Annotated in this window: 13 protein-coding genes; 6 read left to right on the top strand and 7 right to left on the bottom strand. The window is 59.1% G+C overall.

Features of this window, described 5'->3' with window-relative positions:
• Positions 1 to 11: 11 nt before the first annotated feature.
• On the top strand, positions 12 to 878 hold the full coding sequence (gene hexR, locus NL64_RS17650) for a transcriptional regulator HexR (protein ID WP_007896526.1): 867 nt from the start codon (positions 12 to 14) through the stop codon (positions 876 to 878).
• A 224-nt stretch (positions 879 to 1,102) separates the two neighbouring features.
• Entirely contained in the window at positions 1,103 to 1,315 is a 213-nt protein-coding gene (locus NL64_RS29685) for a PA3496 family putative envelope integrity protein (protein ID WP_080758011.1), read from the top strand.
• Here NL64_RS29685 and NL64_RS17645 read toward each other — a convergent pair.
• Positions 1,257 to 2,219: a LysR family transcriptional regulator gene (locus tag NL64_RS17645; protein ID WP_034149358.1), complete on the bottom strand. Its 963-nt coding sequence runs from the start codon at positions 2,217 to 2,219 to the stop codon at positions 1,257 to 1,259. The genes NL64_RS29685 and NL64_RS17645 overlap by 59 nt on opposite strands.
• A gap of 190 nt (positions 2,220 to 2,409) precedes the next feature.
• On the opposite strand from NL64_RS17645, the gene NL64_RS17640 reads away from it, so the two are divergent.
• Both NL64_RS17640 and oadA read left to right on the top strand, forming a co-directional pair.
• Positions 2,410 to 3,825: an acetyl-CoA carboxylase biotin carboxylase subunit gene (locus tag NL64_RS17640; RefSeq protein ID WP_034149357.1), complete on the top strand. Its 1,416-nt coding sequence runs from the start codon at positions 2,410 to 2,412 to the stop codon at positions 3,823 to 3,825.
• 11 nt (positions 3,826 to 3,836) lie between these two features.
• Positions 3,837 to 5,645 (top strand): sodium-extruding oxaloacetate decarboxylase subunit alpha, encoded by a 1,809-nt coding sequence (gene oadA, locus NL64_RS17635; protein WP_034149356.1) that lies wholly within the window; start codon positions 3,837 to 3,839, stop codon positions 5,643 to 5,645.
• Between the two features lie 179 nt (positions 5,646 to 5,824).
• Here oadA and NL64_RS17630 read toward each other — a convergent pair whose 3' ends face one another.
• Positions 5,825 to 7,357 (bottom strand): autotransporter outer membrane beta-barrel domain-containing protein, encoded by a 1,533-nt coding sequence (locus NL64_RS17630; protein WP_172668683.1) that lies wholly within the window; start codon positions 7,355 to 7,357, stop codon positions 5,825 to 5,827.
• Between the two features lie 27 nt (positions 7,358 to 7,384).
• Here NL64_RS17630 and NL64_RS30375 point away from each other — a divergent pair, with 27 nt between their 5' ends.
• Entirely contained in the window at positions 7,385 to 7,615 is a 231-nt protein-coding gene (locus tag NL64_RS30375) for a hypothetical protein (protein ID WP_172668682.1), read from the top strand.
• Positions 7,616 to 8,253: 638 nt separating this feature from the next.
• On the opposite strand, the gene NL64_RS17625 is transcribed toward NL64_RS30375, so the two are convergent.
• From NL64_RS17625 to NL64_RS17615, 3 genes are read right to left on the bottom strand one after another with little or no spacing between them, the layout of a single operon-like run.
• Positions 8,254 to 8,925 (bottom strand): GNAT family N-acetyltransferase, encoded by a 672-nt coding sequence (locus NL64_RS17625; RefSeq protein WP_034149354.1) that lies wholly within the window; start codon positions 8,923 to 8,925, stop codon positions 8,254 to 8,256.
• A gap of 17 nt (positions 8,926 to 8,942) precedes the next feature.
• Positions 8,943 to 9,389, bottom strand: a complete 447-nt coding sequence (locus NL64_RS17620; protein WP_034149353.1) for a GNAT family N-acetyltransferase — start codon at positions 9,387 to 9,389, stop codon at positions 8,943 to 8,945.
• A 16-nt stretch (positions 9,390 to 9,405) separates the two neighbouring features.
• Positions 9,406 to 10,032, bottom strand: coding sequence for an FMN-binding negative transcriptional regulator (locus NL64_RS17615; RefSeq protein ID WP_034149352.1), 627 nt, complete (start codon positions 10,030 to 10,032; stop codon positions 9,406 to 9,408).
• Positions 10,033 to 10,124: 92 nt separating this feature from the next.
• On the opposite strand from NL64_RS17615, the gene NL64_RS17610 reads away from it, so the two are divergent.
• A complete protein-coding gene (locus tag NL64_RS17610) occupies positions 10,125 to 11,678 on the top strand; it encodes a PLP-dependent aminotransferase family protein (RefSeq protein WP_034149351.1) in 1,554 nt (517 codons plus the stop codon).
• Positions 11,679 to 11,713: 35 nt separating this feature from the next.
• On the opposite strand, the gene NL64_RS17605 is transcribed toward NL64_RS17610, so the two are convergent.
• Both NL64_RS17605 and NL64_RS17600 read right to left on the bottom strand, forming a co-directional pair.
• Positions 11,714 to 16,249 carry a dermonecrotic toxin domain-containing protein gene (locus tag NL64_RS17605; RefSeq protein ID WP_034149350.1) on the bottom strand — a complete coding sequence of 1,512 codons (4,536 nt, stop codon included), beginning with the start codon at positions 16,247 to 16,249 and terminating at the stop codon, positions 11,714 to 11,716.
• A gap of 27 nt (positions 16,250 to 16,276) precedes the next feature.
• A complete protein-coding gene (locus NL64_RS17600; RefSeq protein WP_052321263.1) occupies positions 16,277 to 20,857 on the bottom strand; it encodes a DUF6543 domain-containing protein in 4,581 nt (1,526 codons plus the stop codon).
• Between the last annotated feature and the right edge of the window lie 167 nt (positions 20,858 to 21,024).

The raw sequence follows: 21,024 nt of genomic DNA, 5'->3' as shown, positions 1-21,024 counted from the left end.
AGTCCAGCCCTTTGAATCTGCTGCAACACATCGCCCAGTCACGTCACCTGTTACGCAAGTCGGAGCTCAAGGTCGCCGATCATGTGCTGCTTGACCCGGCGGCGGTGATGCACAGTTCCATGGCCGACCTGGCCCATAGCGTGGGCATCAGCGAGCCGACCATCGTGCGCTTTTGCCGCGCCATCGGTTGTTCCGGGTTCCAGGACCTCAAGCTGAAGCTGGCCCAGAGCCTCGCGGCCGGCGCCAGCTTCGGCCAGTTTGCGATCCATGAGGATGATTCGGTCGCCGACTACAGCCTGAAAATCTTCGACACCACCCTGCACACCCTGATGGAGGTTCGCGAGAAGCTCGATCCGGTGGAGTTGCAGCGAGCGGTGTCGCTGATGTCCCAGGCCCAGCGTGTCGAGTTCTACGGTTTTGGCGCTTCGGGTGCGGTCGCGGCGGACGCACAGCACAAGTTCTTCCGTTTGCTGCTGACCGCTGCGGCGTATTCCGATCCGCACATGCAGGCGATGTCGGCAGTCACCTTGAAGCCGAGTGATGTGGCGATCTGTATTTCCCAGTCCGGGCGCTCCAAGGATCTGCTGATCACCGCGAACCTGGTGCGCGAAAGCGGTGCCTCGCTGATTACCCTGTGCCCTAGCCAGACACCGTTAGCGGAACTGTCGACTGTCAATCTGGCGATCGATGTGCACGAAGACACCGAGATCTATACGCCACTGACATCGCGTATCGCTCACCTGGTGGTGATCGACGTGTTGGCGATGGGTGTGGCCATGGCGCGCGGGCCGAGCCTGGTCAACCACCTCAAGAGCGTCAAGCGTAGCCTTCGCAGCTTGCGGTTGTCGCCCAAGTCGGTGAAAGCGCTGGACGATTGATCCCAGGATTGGCACGGACTCTGTGGGGAGGGAGCTTGCTCCCGCTGGGGCGCGTAGCGGCCCCAAAAAATGGGCCTGCTGCGCAGTCCAGCGGGAGCAAGCTCCCTCGCCACAGGTATGCTTGCCGCCAACAAAACTTTCATCAGTCTGTAATGCTTGAGCCGCCAAACCGTCATCCCCCGCGCCTATCTTGAAGCTCCCGTACTCGCCTTGGGAGACTCGAAATGGCCATGCCCTACGAAGAACGCAACAGCGCTGTCAAAACCCGTCGTCAGCAAGAAGATCAGCGCCGCATGGAATTCCGCCGCGCCATTGAAGATCGCTGCGAGCGTCGTCAGCTTCTGGCAGAAATTGGCGATTTTCCTGACGAGTTGGAACTCAACTTCTGGCAGGCATCTCCCGTGATTTCCCGTCGAAACGCTCAACCAGGGCGCTGATCTGCACCCGTTCGCTGCGCACAAACGCAAGGAATGCGTGAGCCACCGGTGACAGCCGTTTAGCCTTGGCTTGCACCAGGCACCAACTGCGGAACAGCGGCAGCTCTTCGACCGGTAGCTCGATCAGTCCGCCGGTCGCCAATTCAAGGTTCAGGGCGTGGCGCGTCAACAGCGCCACGCCCAGTCCTGCCAGCACGCACTCTCGCTGGGCTTCGGCTGACGAGACTTCCTGGGTCTGGTTGAAGTGCACGCGCTTCTCTTTGAAATATTCCTCGCACGCCATGCGCGTCCCGGAGCCGGGTTCGCGCAGCAGCAACGTATAAGGTTCAAGATCCTGCAAGCGCAGCGGTCCCATGTGGCACAGCGGATGATTCGGCGGGGCGACCGCGACGATCGGGTTGTTGAGAAACGGCAGGAATTCCAGCCCCATGTCCTGCGGCACCATGGACATGATCACCAAGTCATCGCGGTTATCTGACAGGCGTCGAATCACTTGCCCGCGATTGACTACCGTCAGTTGCAGGTTCACTTCCGGATGCTGGCGCTTGAAGGCAGCGAACAGGTGCGGTACGAAATACTTGGCGCTGGATTCCACCGCCAGTTTCAGTTGGCCCTGCAACGACCCTTGCATGTCCGACAGCTGCATATCGAGGTTTTCCAGGCGCCCGAAAATGTCGCGACTGGCGCGCTGTAACGCTTCAGCGGCTTCCGTCATGTAAAGCTTTTTGCCGACGTAATCGAACAATGGCTGACCAATCAGCTCTTCTAGCTGACGAATCTGTAGGCTGACGGCGGGTTGGGTGAGTGACATTTCGTCGGCTGCACGGCTGTAGGAGCGCAAATCACAGACTTCGTTAAAAATCTGCAATTGACGCAATGTCATACGCATCAATGACTTACGCATTATCTAGACGCTCCCGCCGTAGGCTGATGCATCAACTATAAGTCTTTACTTATGCATGACCCAATAATTATTCATTTTTGTTAATTCCTTGTGAGCGCTAGTGTTGAGCCGCGACCAAATTGAAACATTTGGTCACGCGTCGACCTGGTCTAGCAGGTCGTGGGTACCACCGGCTCAAGGGAAACTCCAAGTGATAACAAAGATCCTGATCGCCAACCGTGGTGAGATTGCCGTACGAATCGTGCGTGCCTGCGCCGAAATGGGCATTCGCTCGGTCGCGATCTATTCCGACGCCGACCGTCATGCCCTGCACGTGAAACGTGCCGACGAGGCCCACAGCATTGGCGCCGAGCCACTGGCCGGTTACCTGAACCCGCGCAAGCTGGTGAACCTGGCGGTGGAAACCGGTTGCGATGCGTTGCACCCTGGTTACGGCTTCCTGTCGGAAAATGCCGAACTGGCAGACATCTGCGCCGAACGCGGGATCAAATTCATCGGTCCATCGGCTGAAGTCATTCGCCGCATGGGCGACAAAACCGAAGCGCGCCGCAGCATGATCAAGGCTGGCGTGCCGGTTACCCCGGGCACCGAAGGCAACGTCGCGGGCATCGAAGAAGCCCTGACCGAAGGCGACCGTATCGGTTACCCGGTCATGCTCAAGGCCACCTCCGGTGGTGGCGGTCGCGGTATCCGTCGCTGCAACAGCCGCGAAGAACTCGAACAAGCTTTCCCTCGCGTTATCTCCGAAGCCACCAAGGCGTTCGGTTCCGCGGAAGTGTTCCTGGAAAAATGCATCGTCAACCCGAAGCACATCGAAGCGCAGATTCTCGGCGACAGCTTTGGCAACGTGGTGCATCTGTTCGAGCGTGACTGCTCGATCCAGCGCCGCAACCAGAAGCTCATCGAAATCGCTCCGAGCCCGCAACTGACCCCGGAACAGCGCGCCTACATCGGCGACCTGTCGGTGCGTGCAGCCAAGGCCGTGGGTTACGAGAACGCCGGTACCGTGGAGTTCCTGCTCGCCGAGGGCGAGGTGTACTTCATGGAGATGAACACCCGGGTGCAGGTGGAACACACCATCACCGAAGAAATCACCGGCATCGACATTGTTCGCGAGCAGATTCGCATCGCGTCCGGCCTGCCGCTTTCGGTGAAACAGGAAGACATCCATCACCGTGGTTTCGCCCTGCAATTCCGGATCAACGCCGAAGACCCGAAAAACAACTTCCTGCCAAGCTTCGGCAAGATCACCCGTTACTACGCACCCGGCGGCCCCGGCGTACGTACCGACACGGCGATCTACACCGGCTACACCATTCCACCGTTCTACGACTCCATGTGCCTGAAACTGGTGGTCTGGGCGCTGACCTGGGAAGAGGCGATGGATCGTGGGTTGCGAGCCCTGGACGACATGCGTCTGCAAGGGGTCAAGACCACCGCCGCGTACTACCAGGAAATCCTGCGTAACCCGGAATTCCGTAGCGGCCAGTTCAACACCAGCTTCGTTGAAAGCCACCCTGAACTGACCAACTACTCGATCAAGCGCAAACCCGAAGAGCTGGCCCTGGCCATCGCCGCCGCCATCGCCGCCCACGCAGGCCTGTGAGGAATAGAACAATGAGCAAGAAAATCCACGTTACCGACACGATCCTGCGCGACGCCCACCAATCGCTGCTCGCCACCCGCATGCGCACCGAAGACATGCTGCCGATCTGCGACAAGCTCGACAAAGTCGGCTACTGGTCGCTTGAATGCTGGGGCGGCGCGACGTTCGACGCCTGCGTACGCTTTCTGAAAGAAGACCCGTGGGAGCGTCTGCGCCAACTGCGCGCCGCGCTGCCTAACACCCGTCTGCAGATGCTCCTGCGTGGCCAGAACCTGCTGGGCTACCGCCACTACAGCGACGATGTGGTCAGAGCCTTCGTCGCCAAGGCTGCGGTCAACGGCATCGACGTGTTCCGTATCTTCGACGCGATGAACGACGTGCGTAACCTGCGCGTGGCCATCGAAGCGGTGAAAGCGGCGGGCAAACATGCCCAGGGCACCATCGCCTACACCACCAGCCCGGTGCACACCATCGACGCGTTCGTGGCACAAGCCAAGCAGATGGAAGCCATGGGCTGCGACTCGGTGGCGATCAAGGACATGGCCGGTCTGCTGACTCCTTACGCCACCGGCGAACTGGTTCGGGCGTTGAAAGCCGAACAGTCGCTGCCAGTGTTCATTCACTCGCACGATACCGCTGGCCTGGCCACGATGTGCCAACTCAAGGCAATCGAAAACGGCGCCGACCACATCGACACCGCGATCTCCAGCTTCGCCTCGGGCACCAGCCACCCAGGTACCGAATCGATGGTTGCTGCTCTTAAAGGCACCGAATTCGATACCGGTCTGAACCTGGAACTGTTGCAAGAGATCGGTCTGTATTTCTACGCCGTGCGCAAGAAGTACCACCAGTTCGAAAGCGAATTCACCGCCGTCGACACTCGCGTTCAAGTCAACCAGGTTCCGGGCGGGATGATTTCCAACCTGGCCAACCAGTTGAAAGAGCAGGGCGCCCTGAATCGCATGAGCGAAGTGCTGGCGGAAATCCCGCGCGTTCGCGAAGACCTCGGCTTCCCGCCGCTGGTGACCCCGACCTCGCAGATCGTCGGCACCCAAGCGTTCTTCAACGTACTGGCCGGCGAGCGCTACAAGACCATCACCAACGAAGTGAAGCTGTACCTGCAAGGTGGCTACGGCAAGGCGCCGGGCACCGTGAACGAACAACTGCGTCGCCAGGCCATCGGCAGCGAAGAAGTCATCGACGTTCGCCCGGCCGACTTGCTCAAGCCGGAAATGGCCAAGCTGCGTGCCGACATCGGCGCCGTGGCCAAGTCTGAGGAAGACGTGCTGACCTTCGCCATGTTCCCGGACATCGGCCGCAAGTTCCTCGAAGAGCGCGCTGCGGGCACCCTGACGCCGGAAGTGCTGTTGCCGATTCCAGAAGCCGGTGGCGTCGCCTCGGCCGGTGGTGAAGGCGTACCGACCGAGTTCGTCATCGACGTCCACGGCGAAACCTACCGCGTCGACATCACCGGTGTCGGCGTCAAGGCTGAAGGCAAGCGTCACTTCTACCTGTCCATCGACGGCATGCCGGAAGAAGTGGTGTTCGAACCGCTCAACGAATTCGTCAGCGGCGGCAGCAGCAAGCGCAAGCAAGCCACTGCACCGGGCCACGTCAGCACCACCATGCCGGGCAACATCGTCGACGTCCTGGTCAAGGAAGGCGACACCGTCAAGGCTGGCCAGGCTGTCCTGATCACCGAAGCGATGAAGATGGAAACCGAAGTCCAGGCTGCCATCGCCGGTAAGGTCACCGCCATCCACGTGGCCAAGGGCGACCGGGTGAACCCGGGCGAAATCCTGATCGAGATCGAAGGCTGAGTTAACAGCCTCGATACACGCTTTAAACCTCGGGGGGGCATGTGCTCCCCTTTTTTTTGCTTCGAATCAGTGTGGGAGCGAGCCTGCTCGCGATGGCGGTGTTTCATTCGAAAAGAATGCTGAATGTCACTGCGCAATTGCGAGCAGGCATTGCAGCCAGTGAGAGCAGAGTCGGTTGTTCAAAACGCCAGCCGCCACTGACCTATCACACCATGATTGCGACTGTCGGTGCCGAACTCGGCGTTGATGCCAGCGCTCAGGGTATGGCGGGCTGACAGGCTGAGATTGAGACCGGCAGCGAGCGTCAGGCTGTTGCGATCCATTGCTGCGCCTTCGACTTCGAAGCTTTGGCCACCCACGACCAATTGCTGGCGCGTTTCGCTGTTGAGTTCACCGTAGATGTGCTTCACGCTCGCGCTCAAGCGCGGCGTCAGATGCATGCCGTTATCCAGCGTGTTTTTCTTCGCCAGGCGTAGGCCGAATGTGCTGCTCATGTAGTCCAGGGTCTCGCCGTAGACTTTCAACGAGGCGGCGCCGCCTTTTTCGGTGTAGCTGTCTCGCTGGTAACGCTGATATCCGAGACCGGCAAACGGTTCGATGCTGACGTTGGCGCGCCCCAGGTTGTAACCGACCTCGGCGAAGGCTTGTTGGGTGTTAGCGTCGTAACGACCTTTTGGCCTGTCACTGAATCGATTGAAAGCCACCTGGCGGTTGCTGCTGCCGTCATGGCTGGCGTAGGAGGCGCCCAAGCGCAGGGCAACCGGTCCGTCTTGTCGAACCGCATAAGCGCCCAGGTGCCAGCTGTCGAGATCGCCATCGAACTGCCGGGCATCAAATCGCGTTTGCGATTTGCCGCCGATCAGCCCCACATGCCAGTGCTCGTCGACGCGCCAATCAGCGCCCAGTACCAGGCCTTGGGTGGCATGTTTCAGGGTGCTGTCGAAGTCACGATCGACTTTGCCTCCATGGCCTAGCGCCTGAAGCCACACTCGACCGTTGTCGTCACTGCTGGCCACGCGGGGCGCCTGGTCGGACCTTTGGAGTAAAATGCTGCGATTTTCCAACTGGCGCATGGCCGAGAGCATGCTCGTGCTCACTGGGCTGACGCTGCTGAAAGTAGCTTTAGCCAGATTGGCATTGTTACTGGCGGCCAATTGTTCGATGGCGTGTGGGGCGGTTTCTTTATTGCTATGCACCAGTGCGCGGACGGCGGGGTTGTCAGTGGCCGCTTTCGCGGTATCCACGCTGTCTGCCAAGGCTTGGCCGTTGGTGGAAGTGGCTACCTCGCGCACAGGCAAGTCGTTGCGCTCAAAAGTAAGTGTCACTGTGGTATCGGTACGCGACAACGTCGGTGTCATGTAGGCAAGGCTGCTGCTGGGCTCTGCGAATTCGCCCTCAATTTTCGCGGCAGTCAAAACCGCGCTCTCGGTACTGTCGGCGTATTCGCCCTGGATGGCTGAAACATGAAAACCCGCACCTGCCAAGGTGGCAGTGCCGCTGACAATGACGGGTTTGGAGTTTTCGTCGACTGTCATTCCATAGGAAAAAGTCGCCCCGGGTGAAAGCGTCAGGTTGCCCTTGATAATGGGGGAGCCGAGTACCGGGCTGACCACCAGCGCACCGTCCACATGCAGGTTGTTCACGCTGCCATGGCCGCTATAGACCGCATTCGCATCGATGACGGCATCGCCCTTGATCGAGCCGTTATTCAAAAGGCTCGCTCCAGCCTTGACCTCGGCGTGACCCGCGAAATCATGGTGCAGTGTCCAATTACCTCGGGCGATGCGAGCGCGTTTAAAATTCCTGGTTTCGCCAATCTCGCCTCCTTCCAAAGCGTCCAGCAGCAAGTTGTTTTTGCCGCCGCCGTCGTCTATCGGCCCATCCCATTGAGCGCCTTCGTTTATCACTACCGGATCGTCCACCTCACCCCGTTTCAGGGAGAGCCCTTCAGTGGTTTCCATTGGCGTTGAAACGAGCGTGTCACGGACATCCTCGGAAGAGTCCTGTTTTACCGGGGGCGCTACCGTTTCAGACGGTACGGGCTCGGTGAAAAATTCAGCGAACGCCTGGGACACTTCCTCAAGCTCGGCTGCGAAGGGATTGGGTTTGGTCGTGAGTAACTGAGGAGGCTGCTCCTCGCCCGGTGGCGCGTTGAACGGAGCCGAATGTTCAAGTGGTCCGATGAATACCTTGATGGCGAAAATATCGTCATCGTTCGCTACCGGCTTGGGTTTTTTTTTGCGCGGCTTGGTGATTTTTTCTTCAGTCGCGGCTTGGATGGGCGGCTGTTGTGCCTGAGCGATTTCTACGTATCCCAAGGCTAAGGCAATCGCCAAGGCAAGGTGTTTCGGTCGGTATTTGTGTTGAGCGGGCATCGAGTCTGGCCTCTTTTAGCAGGAGGCCAAACTCTAAAAGGACGGGTATGGGTGCCGATGTCAGCTGCTTCCGGCAGCGTTGAGGGGTGTGTCAGATAGTCGTGTGGAAAAAATCCGAATGCTCGAAGAAGACAGTTTCTATCCCTTCGTGCTGATGTTTTTTCTTACAACAAATCGGGAGGCGGCCGTCTATCACAACTTGAATAAACTGTGCATCCGGTGGTTTCAAGGCTTTAGCCACGACACTCCGCCAACGTTTTCACCTGTCCCGACCCCGTCTGATTCTCATCGCTCAACCAACGCTCGAACCCCGCCCCAATCGCCGGCCACTCCGAGTCCAGTATCGAGTACCACGCGGTGTCACGGTTCTGGCCCTTGACCACCATGTGTTGGCGAAACACCCCTTCAAAGCTGAACCCCAAGCGCTCGGCGGCGTACTTGGAACGGGCGTTGCCGTTGTTGCATTTCCACTCCAGGCGTCGGTAACCGAGGTTGAACGATTCTTTGGCCAGCAGGTAAACCGCTTCGGTGCTTTTCGGTGAGCGCTGCATCGGTGCGCCGAAGGTGACGTGGCCAATTTCGATGCGGCCCTGGGCCGGGACGATCGACATCAGGCTGAGGATGCCTTGCACGTCGCCGCTGACGCGATCAATGACGCTGAAGAAATACGGATCGCTATTGGCCGCGTGGTTGTTGAGCCAGTTATCGAAAGCGCTTCGTTCCGGGAAGGGACCGTAAGGCAAATAGTCCCAGAGTTTTGGGTCGGCGCCAGGGCCTTGCAGGGCATTCCACAAGCCGTCGCCATGGCGCGCCGGGTCGAGTTTTTCCAGGCGGATGAAACGCCCTTCGATTGTTTGCACCGAGGGGGCCGGGACGCCTTTCCAGTCCGCGAGTGAAGTCGACATGCTGTTCTCCTTGAACCTTAAATGGCTTTGCGAAACTGGATGAAACCGGGGCGTTCGGCGATGCGCTCGTAGAGCTGGATCGCGGTGGCGTTGGTTTCGTGGGTCAACCAGTGAACCTTGCAGCAACCATCGGCCTTGGCCGTGGCGTAGACGAATTCGATCAACTGGCGACCAACACCGGTGCCGCGTGTTTCCGGGGCTACCAGCAGGTCTTGCAGGTAGCAGGAGTTTTCGATGCTCCAGTTCGAACGATGGTAGATGAAATGCACCATGCCCACCGCATTGCCATCGGCCCAGGCCAGCGCCGCGTGGGTCGGTTCGTTCGGGTCGAGCAGGCGTTGCCAGGTGCTTTGGCTGACGGCGTCCGGTAGTTCAGTGTTGTAAAAGCGCAGGTAGGCTTGCCACAGCGGTCGCCACGCGGCGTGGTCGTCGGCAGTGACCTGGCGAATCTCGATCTGACTCATGGTCATTCCTTGGGCATCAATTGGGCATCAATTGGGCGAGGGTTTGGTCATTGACGTCGGGGCTGGCGGCCAGCCCTTTGCGCACGCCGGCGATGTCCGCGGCGCTGCGGTTCTGACTGAGCTTGCGCTTGCCCTCCAGACGGTCGATGGGAATGGCGAAACCGACGATGGCCTTGAGCATGCCGTCAATGTAATCGGCGGGGGCATCGGCCACTGACCACGGTTGGGCGCGGCCCGCTTCATGACGGTCGGTGAGGGTGCTGACGATGTCGAGCAGCCGCCCGCCATCGCTGAAGGTTTCGGCGCGGCCATAGGCGTGTACGGCGACGTAGTTCCAGGTTGGCACGACCTTGCCGTGTTCGGCCTTGCTCGGGTAGAAGCCAGGGCTGACGTAGGCGTCGGGGCCGGCAAAAATCAGCAGGGCTTCGGCGCCGTCGCGCAGGTCTTTCCACTGTGGATTGGCTTTGGCCAGATGCCCGTACAACGTGCCGTTCGAGCCTTGTTCGCAATGCAGCAGCACCGGTACGTGACTGGCTTGCAGGCCGCTTTCGCCGTGGGTCACCAGGATGGCGAGTCGGCTGGCGAGAATCAGTTCATGCAGTTGGGACAACTCGTCGATGGCGAAAGCACGTGGCGTGTACATGGAGATATTTTCCTTGGCGAATGACTGCATCCTAGGCAGGCTATTGGTCTGTTGTAAGAGCCATTAATGACCAATTTCATAGGTCCATTGCCATGACCAGCGAACCACTGTCGTTATCGTTCAACCCGGCGGGCATCGAGCTCGACCGCCGCCAGGGGCTCAGTCGTCAGCTCTATCAGGCGTTGCGGGTGCGGGTGCTGGATGGTCGACTGGCCAGTGGTACACGTTTGCCGGCCAGCCGTGATCTGGCAGCGGCCTTGGCGATTTCCCGCAACAGCGTGGTTCGGGCCTACGACCAGCTCTACGCTGAAGGCTTCATCGAGGGACGGGTCGGCGACGGGACATATGTTGCCCAGCTGCCGCAAAGCGCCTTGCCGGTAAAAAAATTATCCACAAAAGTATCCACAGGGTTGTCAACAGGCTTACCCACAGCTTTATCCACAAATTGGCTGGATTTACCTGTGGTTTCATCCAGTAAAGTTATCCACAGCGGCGCGTTGGGGCGGGTAGAAAAGAACCATTTACCGACTCCTCCAAGTGGCCCGCCACGGGCGTTTCGGGTCGGCGTTCCAGCGTTCGATCTGTTTCCCTTCGAGGTCTGGGCCAAGCTGAATGCGGCTTTCTGGCGCAAACCGGATTTGCAGCAGCTGTGTTACGGCGACCCGGCCGGCGACCCGCGCTTGCGCGGGATGATTGCAGCGTACTTGCGCAGTTCTCGGGGCATGCAGTGCACGGCTGAGCAAATAGTGATCACCAGTGGCGCGCAGCAGGGGATTAGCCTTTGTGCACAGTTGCTGGTGGAGCCGGGGGATGGGGTAGCGATCGAGAATCCGGGCTATCGCGCAGCGGGTCATGCGTTCGCTGTCGCAGGGGCGCGTTTGCACGGGGTATCTGTTGATAGCGAAGGCATCGACTGCGGCGAGCTGGCGAAACTCAGTGATTGCCGTCTGACCTATGTCACGCCGTCCCATCAGTACCCGACAGGGGTAGTGATGAGTCTCGCTCGACGTCTGGAGTTGCTGGCCTGGGCCGAGCGCACCCAAGGCTGGATCGTCGAGGATGATTACGATGGCGAGTACCGTTACAGCGGTGCACCGCTGGCGCCATTGGCGGCACTCGATCGCCAGGGTCGGGTGCTGTACGTCGGCACCTTCGGCAAAGTCGCGTTCCCGGCATTGCGCCTGGGATATCTGGTGTTGCCGATGGGTCTGGTGGACGCGTTTTCCCAACGTCGTGCCGTGGATGTGCGCCATTCCGAAGTCAGCACCCAGGCGGTGATGGCCGAGTTCATGGCTACCGGGCATTTCCAGCGGCATATTCGTCGCATGCGGCGTGCGGCGCTGAGTCGGCGTAATACGGTGATGAATGGTTGGCCACTGGATATCCCGGGCGTTGGCCAATTACCCACGGTCGCCTCCGGGCTGCACATGACCGTGCCGGTCGAGAGCGTGGCGCGTGAGCATGAGTTGATCGAGCGGGCGAACAGCGTCGATGTCGAGATCAACGGTTTGAGCAGCTACTGGCTACCGGAATCCACTACGCCGAACGATCAACGCGCCGGGCTGGTGCTGGGCTTCGCCGCCGTTCCCGAAAAGGCGATCGAGGCGGCGTTGGAGCGATTGCGGGCGGTGTGGCGTGTTGGCTGAAGCGGGCGGATTATCAGTCCGCCCGTGTACCTGTATCAGCGTTGTGTTTCGAGTTTCAAAAACAGACTCGGGTCGCCAATCCGGCGCAGTACATAGTCGAGCGGTGACAGGGTCGTCAGTGCCTGACGACGTTCAGCGGTGAGTTGCATAAATTGCTCATCGGCGATTTTCAAGTGCGCAGCCGTGAACTGCTCCGGCGGGGCTTCAGGCGAGTCGTAGTGAAAATGCGCGAGCCACAAAGGCCGGTCTCGGCTCGTGGTGTCGAGCACCTGATACTCCTGAAAGTAGTCCTGGCGTTTTTTGGTCTTGATCCGGCCTTTTGCGTTTCTCACGACACGGACCTGGTTGTTGTCCAGCAGCCACTGCAAATACGCCTGTCGAGGCTGCCGGTCCTTGAGCAGGCTGGCGCGGATATTGATGCCTTGATCGCGTAGCCGGATGGCGGCGTCCCGCAGTTCCGAGCTTAGGTCGCCCACAGGGAGCCGCGTTCCGCCCGTCGCAATTATGCGAGCCAAGGCCTGGTCGACATTGATCGCAGCTTGTTCCAGGCGTCGAGCCTGATTATCGAACAAGTCCTGTATGTCTGCCGGAATACGATTGGGCCTGAAGGCATCACGGCGGGTTCGATCAATGAAACTCTGTACATCCTCGTTCTGGGTCAGGGCATCGGCAATGATATCGATGTCGTCCAAGTGTGCTACTGGCGAGGGCTTTGGCCTGGCAGGAAGGAATTCCTCGAGTGGCGGCTCGCTGGATGTCGAGGGTTTAGCGGGTGCAGGGTCACGGGGGCGGCTCTTGGTGACTTTGCCAACGGGCCGTGAGGGGCCTGCGACAGCGGGTTTGGGCTCGACCGGTGCGACGCTTGCAGCACCCTCGGGCAGCAGCGCACTCAGTTGCTCCTGAGCCAGTTGCCTGAACTCGCCGATCAAGCTGCTGACCCGTGCCAGCTCGGTCGGTTCCACCATGCCGGGGTACTCACCGGGAAGGTCTGCAAAACGCTGATCGGCATCGATGTAGACATCGATCAGCCTGCTCAGACGATCGATGCGCCAAGTGGTGGTCTCGCCGCTCTCCGGGGTTCTGTTTAACGCTGCATGCCGATGGCTGGCAGTTGCGGCCTCGATAATCAACAAACCGACCGCTTCGCGAGCCGGCTCAGTGGCCGCCTCACGCATGCACAGCTCATGGGACAAGCCGATTTCATTGGACTTGAAGTCCCACTGAGTAAACGTTGGAAGCAGATCTCGCAGGCGTTGTGCAGTGGTCATGCCCGCGCTGCCGATGGCGTCGAGGGTTTCCAGGGATGTCTGCGACAGGTTCAACCGAGCGATGATGTCCCGGCTTAATGCCAATGTCTGCTTGACCTCCTTGATGTGTGACTGCAGGGAAGCGGCTGAATCAATGACATTGTCCTTGGCGAGCTTACCGGTGAGCGTTGAGTAGGCGTTGCGTTTGAGGACAAACCACAGGCTGAGATTTTTTTGCAGCAAAGTCGTCATGCGCTGCAGATCAGCGAAGTAGCCGTCACTGCCGCCCTTGAGACGCCATTGCCCGAGCTTTTTCAGGGCGTCGTCGTAATCGCCGATCAGTTGTTCTACCTGGACGAGGTAATTGTGTGTCGCTTCCTCGTGCGCTTGCCCGGTGGCTGCCAACATCTCCTTGTGGACCTTGTCCAACGCCGCATTGCCGGTCGCTTCCTGACTTTTGAACGTGTCCAGCGCTGTGCGCAGCTCTTTCCTTTGATTTTCTTTCTCCTTGCGCTGTGCCTTGAGCTGACTTTGCAGGCTGGTGCCACCCGCACCACCGCGCAGGCGCAATCGAGTGTCGACGAACCAGTGGCCTTGCTGATTGTGAATCAATAACGGACCGGTCTTCGAGGGCGTTTTCGGGTAAACGATTTGTACCTGCTCGTCATCGTTTTCCATGACGCGGAACCAGCGCTCACCGACCTGTGCGTAGGTCTTTGTGTCGAGGCGATACAGGGTGGCTTTGTCGCGCAGCAGGGTTTCCAGGTCCGTAGACGTGAGATCGGGAGCCGTGACTGTCAGTGTGTTCAAATAAGTTGCCAATGCCGTGTTGGATCGATGGGGCACTGAGCCGTTGACCTCAAGCGAGGAGTAATGGCTGGACGGAAGTTCCCCGGTCAACGTCGCCGTGAGTTGCGTCACTGTTGGCTTCGCAGGCGTCACCGATGGAGTCACTTCGGCCACCGGCAGCCTTTCGTCTTCAAGCCGTATCGACGTTCGATCCCCGGTCTGGCGTCGGGTGGCCGCGTGATGGGCCAGGATCATGCCCAGATTCAGCAGCATATCGGCGACGGTGCTCCATTGAGCGTGAGCATCACCGCGTTTGTGGGCGTCGAGTACTTCCTCGATTTCACTGATGCTTTGCCAGACCCAAACCGCCGCCCCGGCCTGGCCGCAGAGAAAGTTCGCGGCGGAGTTAAACACTGCCCAGCCGCTGTCACGCAGCAAGGCCCAGCGTCGTTCAGCGTCGGACTGGGACTGCCGGTCGGCGAGTTCGGCCATGGCCAGTGCATGGGTCTTGAACAGCACCGGGAAAACGTCGCCGGCCAGTTCAGTGGATGAGAGTTCGACCGGGCCGGCCCAGTCCACGGATGTCCAGGGTTCGGAGAGCAGATGCGCGCCCAGCCACAGACTGGGCAGACCGACGGGAAAGGTGTATTGGGCGTATTTGAACCGGGTGGCCGAGTCGGGCAGCCATGCCAGTACCGAGTCCCGCAGTTCGCCGGGCTGATGCAAGGCATACAGCAGGTTTTGCGGTGAAGGAAATTGCAGCAACGGCTGGTCGAGCAACGGGCGATACAGCAGGCACGGCCCGGCTTCTGGCTGACGCGGAGCGATGATGAACATGTTGGCAACGGTGTCGCCATCGGTTGACCCGGAATGGACGAAAGTCAGGGGGCGGATGACCACGGGTTGCAGGTGAGCGGGTGTCGGCTTGAGCCATTCGCGGATGTAGCGATAACCCAGCTCATCAAAACCGCCGATGCGGCGGATCTTGCATTCCAGCGCAATCAGCGGCAGCAGGGCGCGCAATTGGCTGATGTAAAAATGCTTCTGCAAGGGTGCCTGTACCGGATCATCGATCAGCTTGTCCTTGATCAGTTTGGGATAGCCCTCACCGATGTCGACTTTGCTCGCCATTTTCGTCAGGTACGCCACGTCCAGCCAATCCGGGACCGGGTGTGTTGGGTTGAATTCAAGGGTGGCCAGATAAGGCGCGGAATTTTGCAAGGCGTATTCGCCCAGGGATTCGGTATGGATGTCGTGCGGATTGGGCAGCGTCAAACCACCGGATTCGAAGCTGTTGGTGATGGTGATTTGCAGACTGTCCAGGGGCATATCGGCGGCAGATGCCTTATCGGCATTGATCGCTTCGCGCATGCGGTTCTGGGCATAGGTAGTAATGGGCAGAATGCGGAACAGTTTTTTATCGGTCTGCTTGTACAGCATGCCCAATGCATTAATGGACTGGCTGTACTGATCCAGATCTGCAGCCGAAGCACCAAACAGCCAGTCGGGTATTGAATCATCAAGGCCAGTGAGCACGTTTTTATCTGCGTCACTGGCATGTTCGACCAAGGGCGTGGAGCTGATGCCGTCATCCGTTTCGACGGCGAGGCCTTCGTGTGTGATCAACCTAATTGCGTCGAGCTGACTGGCAATCAGGGCCCACGCCATGTGATCGAAAAAATTACCCTCAGGCTCGAACAGCTGCCATTGCAGGTTCTGGCCGGCCGGTGGCGTTTCAACTCGCTCTGGTAATGAAGCGCCCAATTGCGTCAGGGAAGCGAACGATTCATAGCCTTTTTCCACTGTGTACATCATTACCAGGTCACGCTGTTTGTAGCGGCCGATGACCACCGCGGCTCCCCCCATAACCAAGTGTCGGGTTTGGCCTTGGGCATCGACGGAATCAATATCAATCAAGCAGACCTGGATAGCCGAGAGCGAAGGGTCATGGGTTTGCCGCGCCTGTTTGTCGGGATGAAGCGAGATAGCCCGGGCCACCAGACATTGGTCCGCATCCCAACCCTCGACGTTTTGCACATCAAGGGTTTTGCGCAAGGCTGCGGACAGTTCCTGCCAATGCGGCACCTGATGCCGGGTGCTGTTCCAATAGCCCAGTTGTCGTTCCCCGAAGGCCACGAACAGCAAGGGCGAGTAGTCATTGAGCATCTTGGCAATGGCTTCGATGTCGATGTCCAGATGCACCACTGGCGAGGCTTGGGGGTTGAATGTCAGGAAGTGTTCACCTTCCAGAAAGTTGGCACTGGAAGAGCTGAAGAGTTGTCGTACCAGCGCATGGGACAGCGATTCAAACTGGGCAGGCATGGCCACGAGTTCACCGTCGAGCAGTAGCCATCGAGGTGTGCCGATCATGGTTTGGTCGGGGTCGATATACCGATCTGGATACAGCACTTTCAGTGCCTGGCGCAGCATTTCGGCGGCCACTTCATCGACCGTTGGACCACGACTGGTCTGATGGATGATCTGGCTTTTTTCCAGCAATGCGTGGGTTTCGGAGTTCTCTGATGGTTCAGTCATCGTCATTTTCCTTTTTGACGTCCGGGCTTATGCAAAGAACAGGGAGCGCGCCAGTTGCGGGCTGATCTCGCTGCGATAGATGGCGATTACTTGTGGGTTGGAGGTCGCCGAACGCAGGTCGAATGCGCCGGCTAACCGCCGTTGATCCTGCAGTTTCAAATGGGCTGCCGTGAACGCGTCGACCGGTGCATCCTGGGTGGCGTAATGGAAATGCGCATACCACAACGTCTGTTGAGTACGACGCTCGCGAATTTCGTACTCCTGCAAGTAACCCCGACGCGGGCCCTTGAGGCGACGTCGATCACCGGCAGACACAATGTCGATTTCATCTTTGCTTAGTAGCCATTCGATACGGGCTGCGGTGGGCGGTTGTTGTTTGATCATCTCGACCCGTACCCGGTAGCCCTCGGTGTACAGCCGGTCACGTGCCTCGTTCAGTTCCGCGATCACGGCCGGAGGCTCATCGGTGGTGTTCGCACGGAGCCGGGCTTGCTCCAGGTTCCTGGCGTTTTCGTCGAGCTGGTCGGCTTTCTGTTGGAACAGTTCTTCGATTTCCACCGGGATACGGCCAGGTTTTTTCGCACTCGCCTCGGTTTGATGAATGAAGTTTTCCACACCATCGAGCAGCGTCTGGCCTTGAGCGATTTGCGTGTTGAGGTCGGGTAATTGTGTCGTCGGGCGGCGGCGTCTGGGTTGGATTCGCTCAACCCAGACCCCGGGTGTTTTCTCGTGAAAAGTGGCGATCACGTTGCCGGTCATGGGCGCTTTCACGTCCAGCAGTATCGGTTGCCCGGGAGCCGATGGACGTACTTCGCCAACGACCGTGCCCCTGAAGCGGGTTTTGATCACCCGTTTACGCGATGGCGGCGCGGGCCTTGAGGGACCGGGCCGGGGTTCCACTGGCCGTTGCTCAAGCAGCAACTGCGCCAAGTGTTTTTCGGTTTCCTGTTGGAATTCGCTGACGCGGCTACGTATGTGTTTGAGCGGTTGCTCAAGTACCACATCTTTGTGGCTGAGGCCGAAATCTTCGAATGACTGGTCGATGGCGGCAAACTGTTCGAGCATGCCACTGAGGCCTTCGATATGTTCGCTGGCGATCAGGCGGCCCTCATCCAGCATCAGTTCCTGCGAGGTCTGGATCACCAGATTGGTCGTGTCGAGCAGGTGTACGAATTCACTCTGGGCCAGGTTCAGCGCTGCGGTGTTTCCTTCTTTCAGGCAGACATCACGGGCCAGGGAGACCTGAAGCGCCTTGAGATCGTTGAGGCCGAAAACCGGCAATTTGGCGCGGTAGGTGTTGGCGATTTGCGCGGCACTTTTGCCCAGTCGGGTCAATTCCTGGAAACGCGATTGAGCAAACTCGATTTTGCCAATCATGCTTTCGGCCAGATCGAACATTTTTTGGTAGGTCGCGCGGTCGCCGGCACCTCCGGCAGTTTCTTCCGCTGCAAGCAATACCAGGGTTTCTTTCAGGGTCTGAGTGAAGGTTGGATCGCGCTGATCAAGCCAGGTCTGGTTAAAAAAAAGCTGAGTACCGAGCATTTCGGCCATGGCGGTTCGGTAATGGGGAACGGTATCGAGCAGGTTCAGCGATTTCAGCTGATCGATGGGGGCGGCGTACTCCCGGGTGCGGCGATCGAGCGTCTCCAGAAACTTGGCTTGCTCGGCGAGCAGTGCGTCGTCGCTGACGGATTTCATGGCGTCATGTGCGGCCGTCAGCTCTTTGCGCGCCCGTTCGCGCTCGTTATCGAATTCGGCCAGTTGCTTTTTGAGCTCGGCGATGCGTTCGAGATTTTGCTGTTTCTGAGCCTTGCGGCGACTCGATAAACCGCCGCCGCGCAGGCGCAAGCGTGTGTCGACGAACCACTGGCCCTGTTGATTGCTGATCAACGCCGGGCCGCTGCGCACGGGTTCTTGTCCTGAGTCGATGATCGAAACTTCACCGGTTTCCTCAACAGCCACTTCGAACCAGCGCTCGCCTACAGGGGCGTAATCTTTCTGTTCGTGACGATAGAGGTGGCGATAGTGGCCGGTTTCGCCAGTGGGTGGAGTGAGCTGCCTGGGTCGGGTGATCGCAAAGCCATCCAGGGTTTTGCTGAGGCTCAGTGCGGTGTCGGTCTTCAATGACGTTTGGTGCTGCGCAGGATGCTCGCCGACCACATCTGGCTGTTGAACTATGTTCACCGGGGTCGCTGCCGGTTCTTCCTTGATCTCGGTAGCGACGGTTTTGGACGTTTTTTCCTCGATTCTGCGGGCTGTCGAGTTGCGTGTGCTGGCGTGGTGGGCGAGGACCATGGCCAGGGTCAGCAACAGATCGGTCATCGCGGTTTTCTGCTGCTCGCCGTCGCCTGCTTCAGCGGCATCCACAGTTTGTTGCAGATCATCCAGCACCTGCCAGATCCAGGCGGCCGTTCCGACCGTGCGACCGAGGAACGGCAGTGCCGCGTTGAAAATCGTCCATCCTGCGTGCTTGAAGGTCTCCCAGCGATTCTGCGCATTGGACACCGATTGTCGCTGCGCCAGTTCGACCATGGCATTTACGTTGGCCTTGAACAAGGAGGCCAGATAGTCCGTGGCGATGACCCCGGAACCCAAGGAGAGCGCACCGCTCATTTGCAGGGAGGTCAGCGGGTCGGCCAGGAGCTGTGAGAGCGTCCAGACGGAAGGCCGGTCGTCGGTGAACACATAGTTGGCGTAATTGGCGCGTGCGTCGTCCGGCAGCCAGGCGAGTACCGACTGGCGCAAGCTTGGGGAATGCTTGACGGCATAGACCAGGTTGGCCGGTGTCGGGAATTGGCTCAACGGCCGGTCGAGCAATGGCCGGTAGAGCAGACACGGCCCCTTATCCATCTGCCGGGGTCCGATGACGAACATGTTGACCACTTCGTCCGTAGAGCTACCCACGCGCCAGCCGGGCTTGAAGGCCAGCGGGCGAATGACAATCTCCTGGCCATCCACCCGGCGATTGGCGTCGAGTACCTGAACGACGGCCGCGACGTAGCGGTAACCCAATTCGTCGATCCCGCTTTGCGCGCGAATTTTCTGTTGTAAGGCCAGCAACGACAATTCGACGCGCAGTTGGCTGGTGAACAGGTTCTGACGACGCAGGCTTTCCAGGGGATCGTCGAGCAGTTTGCTTTTGATCAGCTGCGGGTAGGTTTTGCCGATGTCGACACTGACGATCAACGCCTCCAGATAACTCGCTGTCATCCAGGTCGGCAACGCATTGGCGTTGGAACTGCGTACGGACTTGGTCCCCAGCGGCAGGGCAATCAGGTTTTGCAGCGACAGATCCACCAGGCTCAGAATGGTGCGCTGAGACCCCACCGGCGGGGTAAAACTGCCCCAGACCACCACGCTGTCGACCACGATTTCAATTTCGGCCAGGTTCAACTTTTCGGCATCGGCATGCTGCTTGAGCATGGCTTCGCGCAACTTATCCAGGGCAAATTCGCGGATCGGTTTGATGCCGTCCTGAAAAGACTTCTCGGCGTTCTGGCTTTGCACTTGCGCCAGCTCCATCAAATGACGGCTGTAGGCGGTGAGGTCGCTGGGTGAAGCGTTGTCCATCCAGTCCGGCAGGGCTTGTTCGACCCGGTTGAACCGCGAAGGCGCCTGTCTGTCCGTCGGGTCGAGTTCGTTGTCCGTGCGGCTGATGTGCGGTGTCAGGTCGGGATTCGGCGTCGAGGCATTGGCCAACGCGCCAATCGAGTCGGTTTGCAGGGCAATCAGGTTGCACGCCAAATGATCGAAATAATTGCCCTCGGGCTCGATCAGGCGCCAGTGCAAGGCGTTGCCAGGTGTCGACTCATCGACATAGGTCTTCAATGACTCGCCCAGTTCCAGCATTGAGTCGTAGGTCTCGAAACCACGGGTGATCGTGTGACAGAGGATCAGGGTGCGCGGGCCGACGGTGCCGATCAGTACCGCCATATCGAGGATGTTGAGGTGAGTCGAGGCACCTTCCTTCGTGCAATCGAGGTCAATCAGACAGGCACGCGAGCGAAAACGGTCATGAGGTGCGCGGGTGGTTTTCTCCGGGAAGGAGAACAGGTTGCGCGCCATGGCGCACAGATCGTTGCTCCACTGCGGATTCGTCTCGATGTCCCACAGGTCGCGCAGGGACTTGGACAATCCCTGCCAGCGCGGTGTCGAGGCGCGGGTGAACTGGTTCCAGTATTCGACCTGCTGTTCTTGAAACGCGACAAACAGTAAAGGCGCGAGCTCGTTGAGTAGCCTGGCGATGGCGTCGATGCTGACGGGGAATTGCGTGGGTATTGAGTCTTGAGGTTGCAGGGTCAGGTATTGCTCGCCATCGAGGTAGACCACCGGCGTACCCGCTACGCCGTGGCGAACCAGCGCGTCGGTCAGCGATTCGAAGTGGCTCGGCCCGGGGACGACTCGCTGGTCGTGGAAGGTCCAGGTTGGCGTTACTACCATCGCCAGGCGTGGGTCGATTTGTAGCTGCGGGTACAACGCTTTCAGGGCCGGTTGCAGGGCATGGGTGGCGACTTCCCTGATAGAGGGGCCGGCCACCAGTTGGGTCAGCAGGGCCTCCTGATCGCGGGAGAGGCCGGGGTCAGTAGTGGAGTTGGAAGTATCTGTCATGGTCACATCCTTTTGAGGGCAGCAGGCACCGTGGAAGGTTCGGTGCGCGATCCTTTGCAAGGTAGTGACGGGCAGAGCGGCAATGGCGGTAAATAAATATTGCGGGCAAAAAAAGACCTGCGCGAGTGCAGGTCCTGGTGACGGCGTGGAATCAGGTGCCGGACTTG

Origin of the sequence: Pseudomonas fluorescens, assembly GCF_000802965.1 — a bacterium.
Taxonomy (GTDB): Bacteria; Pseudomonadota; Gammaproteobacteria; order Pseudomonadales; family Pseudomonadaceae; genus Aquipseudomonas; species Aquipseudomonas fluorescens_A.
This window is presented reverse-complemented; position numbering and strand designations above follow the sequence as displayed.

Excerpts from the sequence above, each read along its gene's own strand:
- NL64_RS29685 (WP_080758011.1), top strand. The coding sequence starts at position 1,103 with ATGGCCATGCCCTACGAAGAACGCAACAGCGCTGTCAAAACCCGTCGT.
- NL64_RS17645 (WP_034149358.1), bottom strand. The coding sequence starts at position 2,219 with ATGCGTAAGTCATTGATGCGTATGACATTGCGTCAATTGCAGATTTTT.
- oadA (WP_034149356.1), top strand. The coding sequence starts at position 3,837 with ATGAGCAAGAAAATCCACGTTACCGACACGATCCTGCGCGACGCCCAC.
- NL64_RS17625 (WP_034149354.1), bottom strand. The coding sequence starts at position 8,925 with ATGTCGACTTCACTCGCGGACTGGAAAGGCGTCCCGGCCCCCTCGGTG.
- NL64_RS17620 (WP_034149353.1), bottom strand. The coding sequence starts at position 9,389 with ATGAGTCAGATCGAGATTCGCCAGGTCACTGCCGACGACCACGCCGCG.
- NL64_RS17615 (WP_034149352.1), bottom strand. The coding sequence starts at position 10,032 with ATGTACACGCCACGTGCTTTCGCCATCGACGAGTTGTCCCAACTGCAT.
- NL64_RS17610 (WP_034149351.1), top strand. The coding sequence starts at position 10,125 with ATGACCAGCGAACCACTGTCGTTATCGTTCAACCCGGCGGGCATCGAG.
- NL64_RS17605 (WP_034149350.1), bottom strand. The coding sequence starts at position 16,249 with ATGACTGAACCATCAGAGAACTCCGAAACCCACGCATTGCTGGAAAAA.
- NL64_RS17600 (WP_052321263.1), bottom strand. The coding sequence starts at position 20,857 with ATGACAGATACTTCCAACTCCACTACTGACCCCGGCCTCTCCCGCGAT.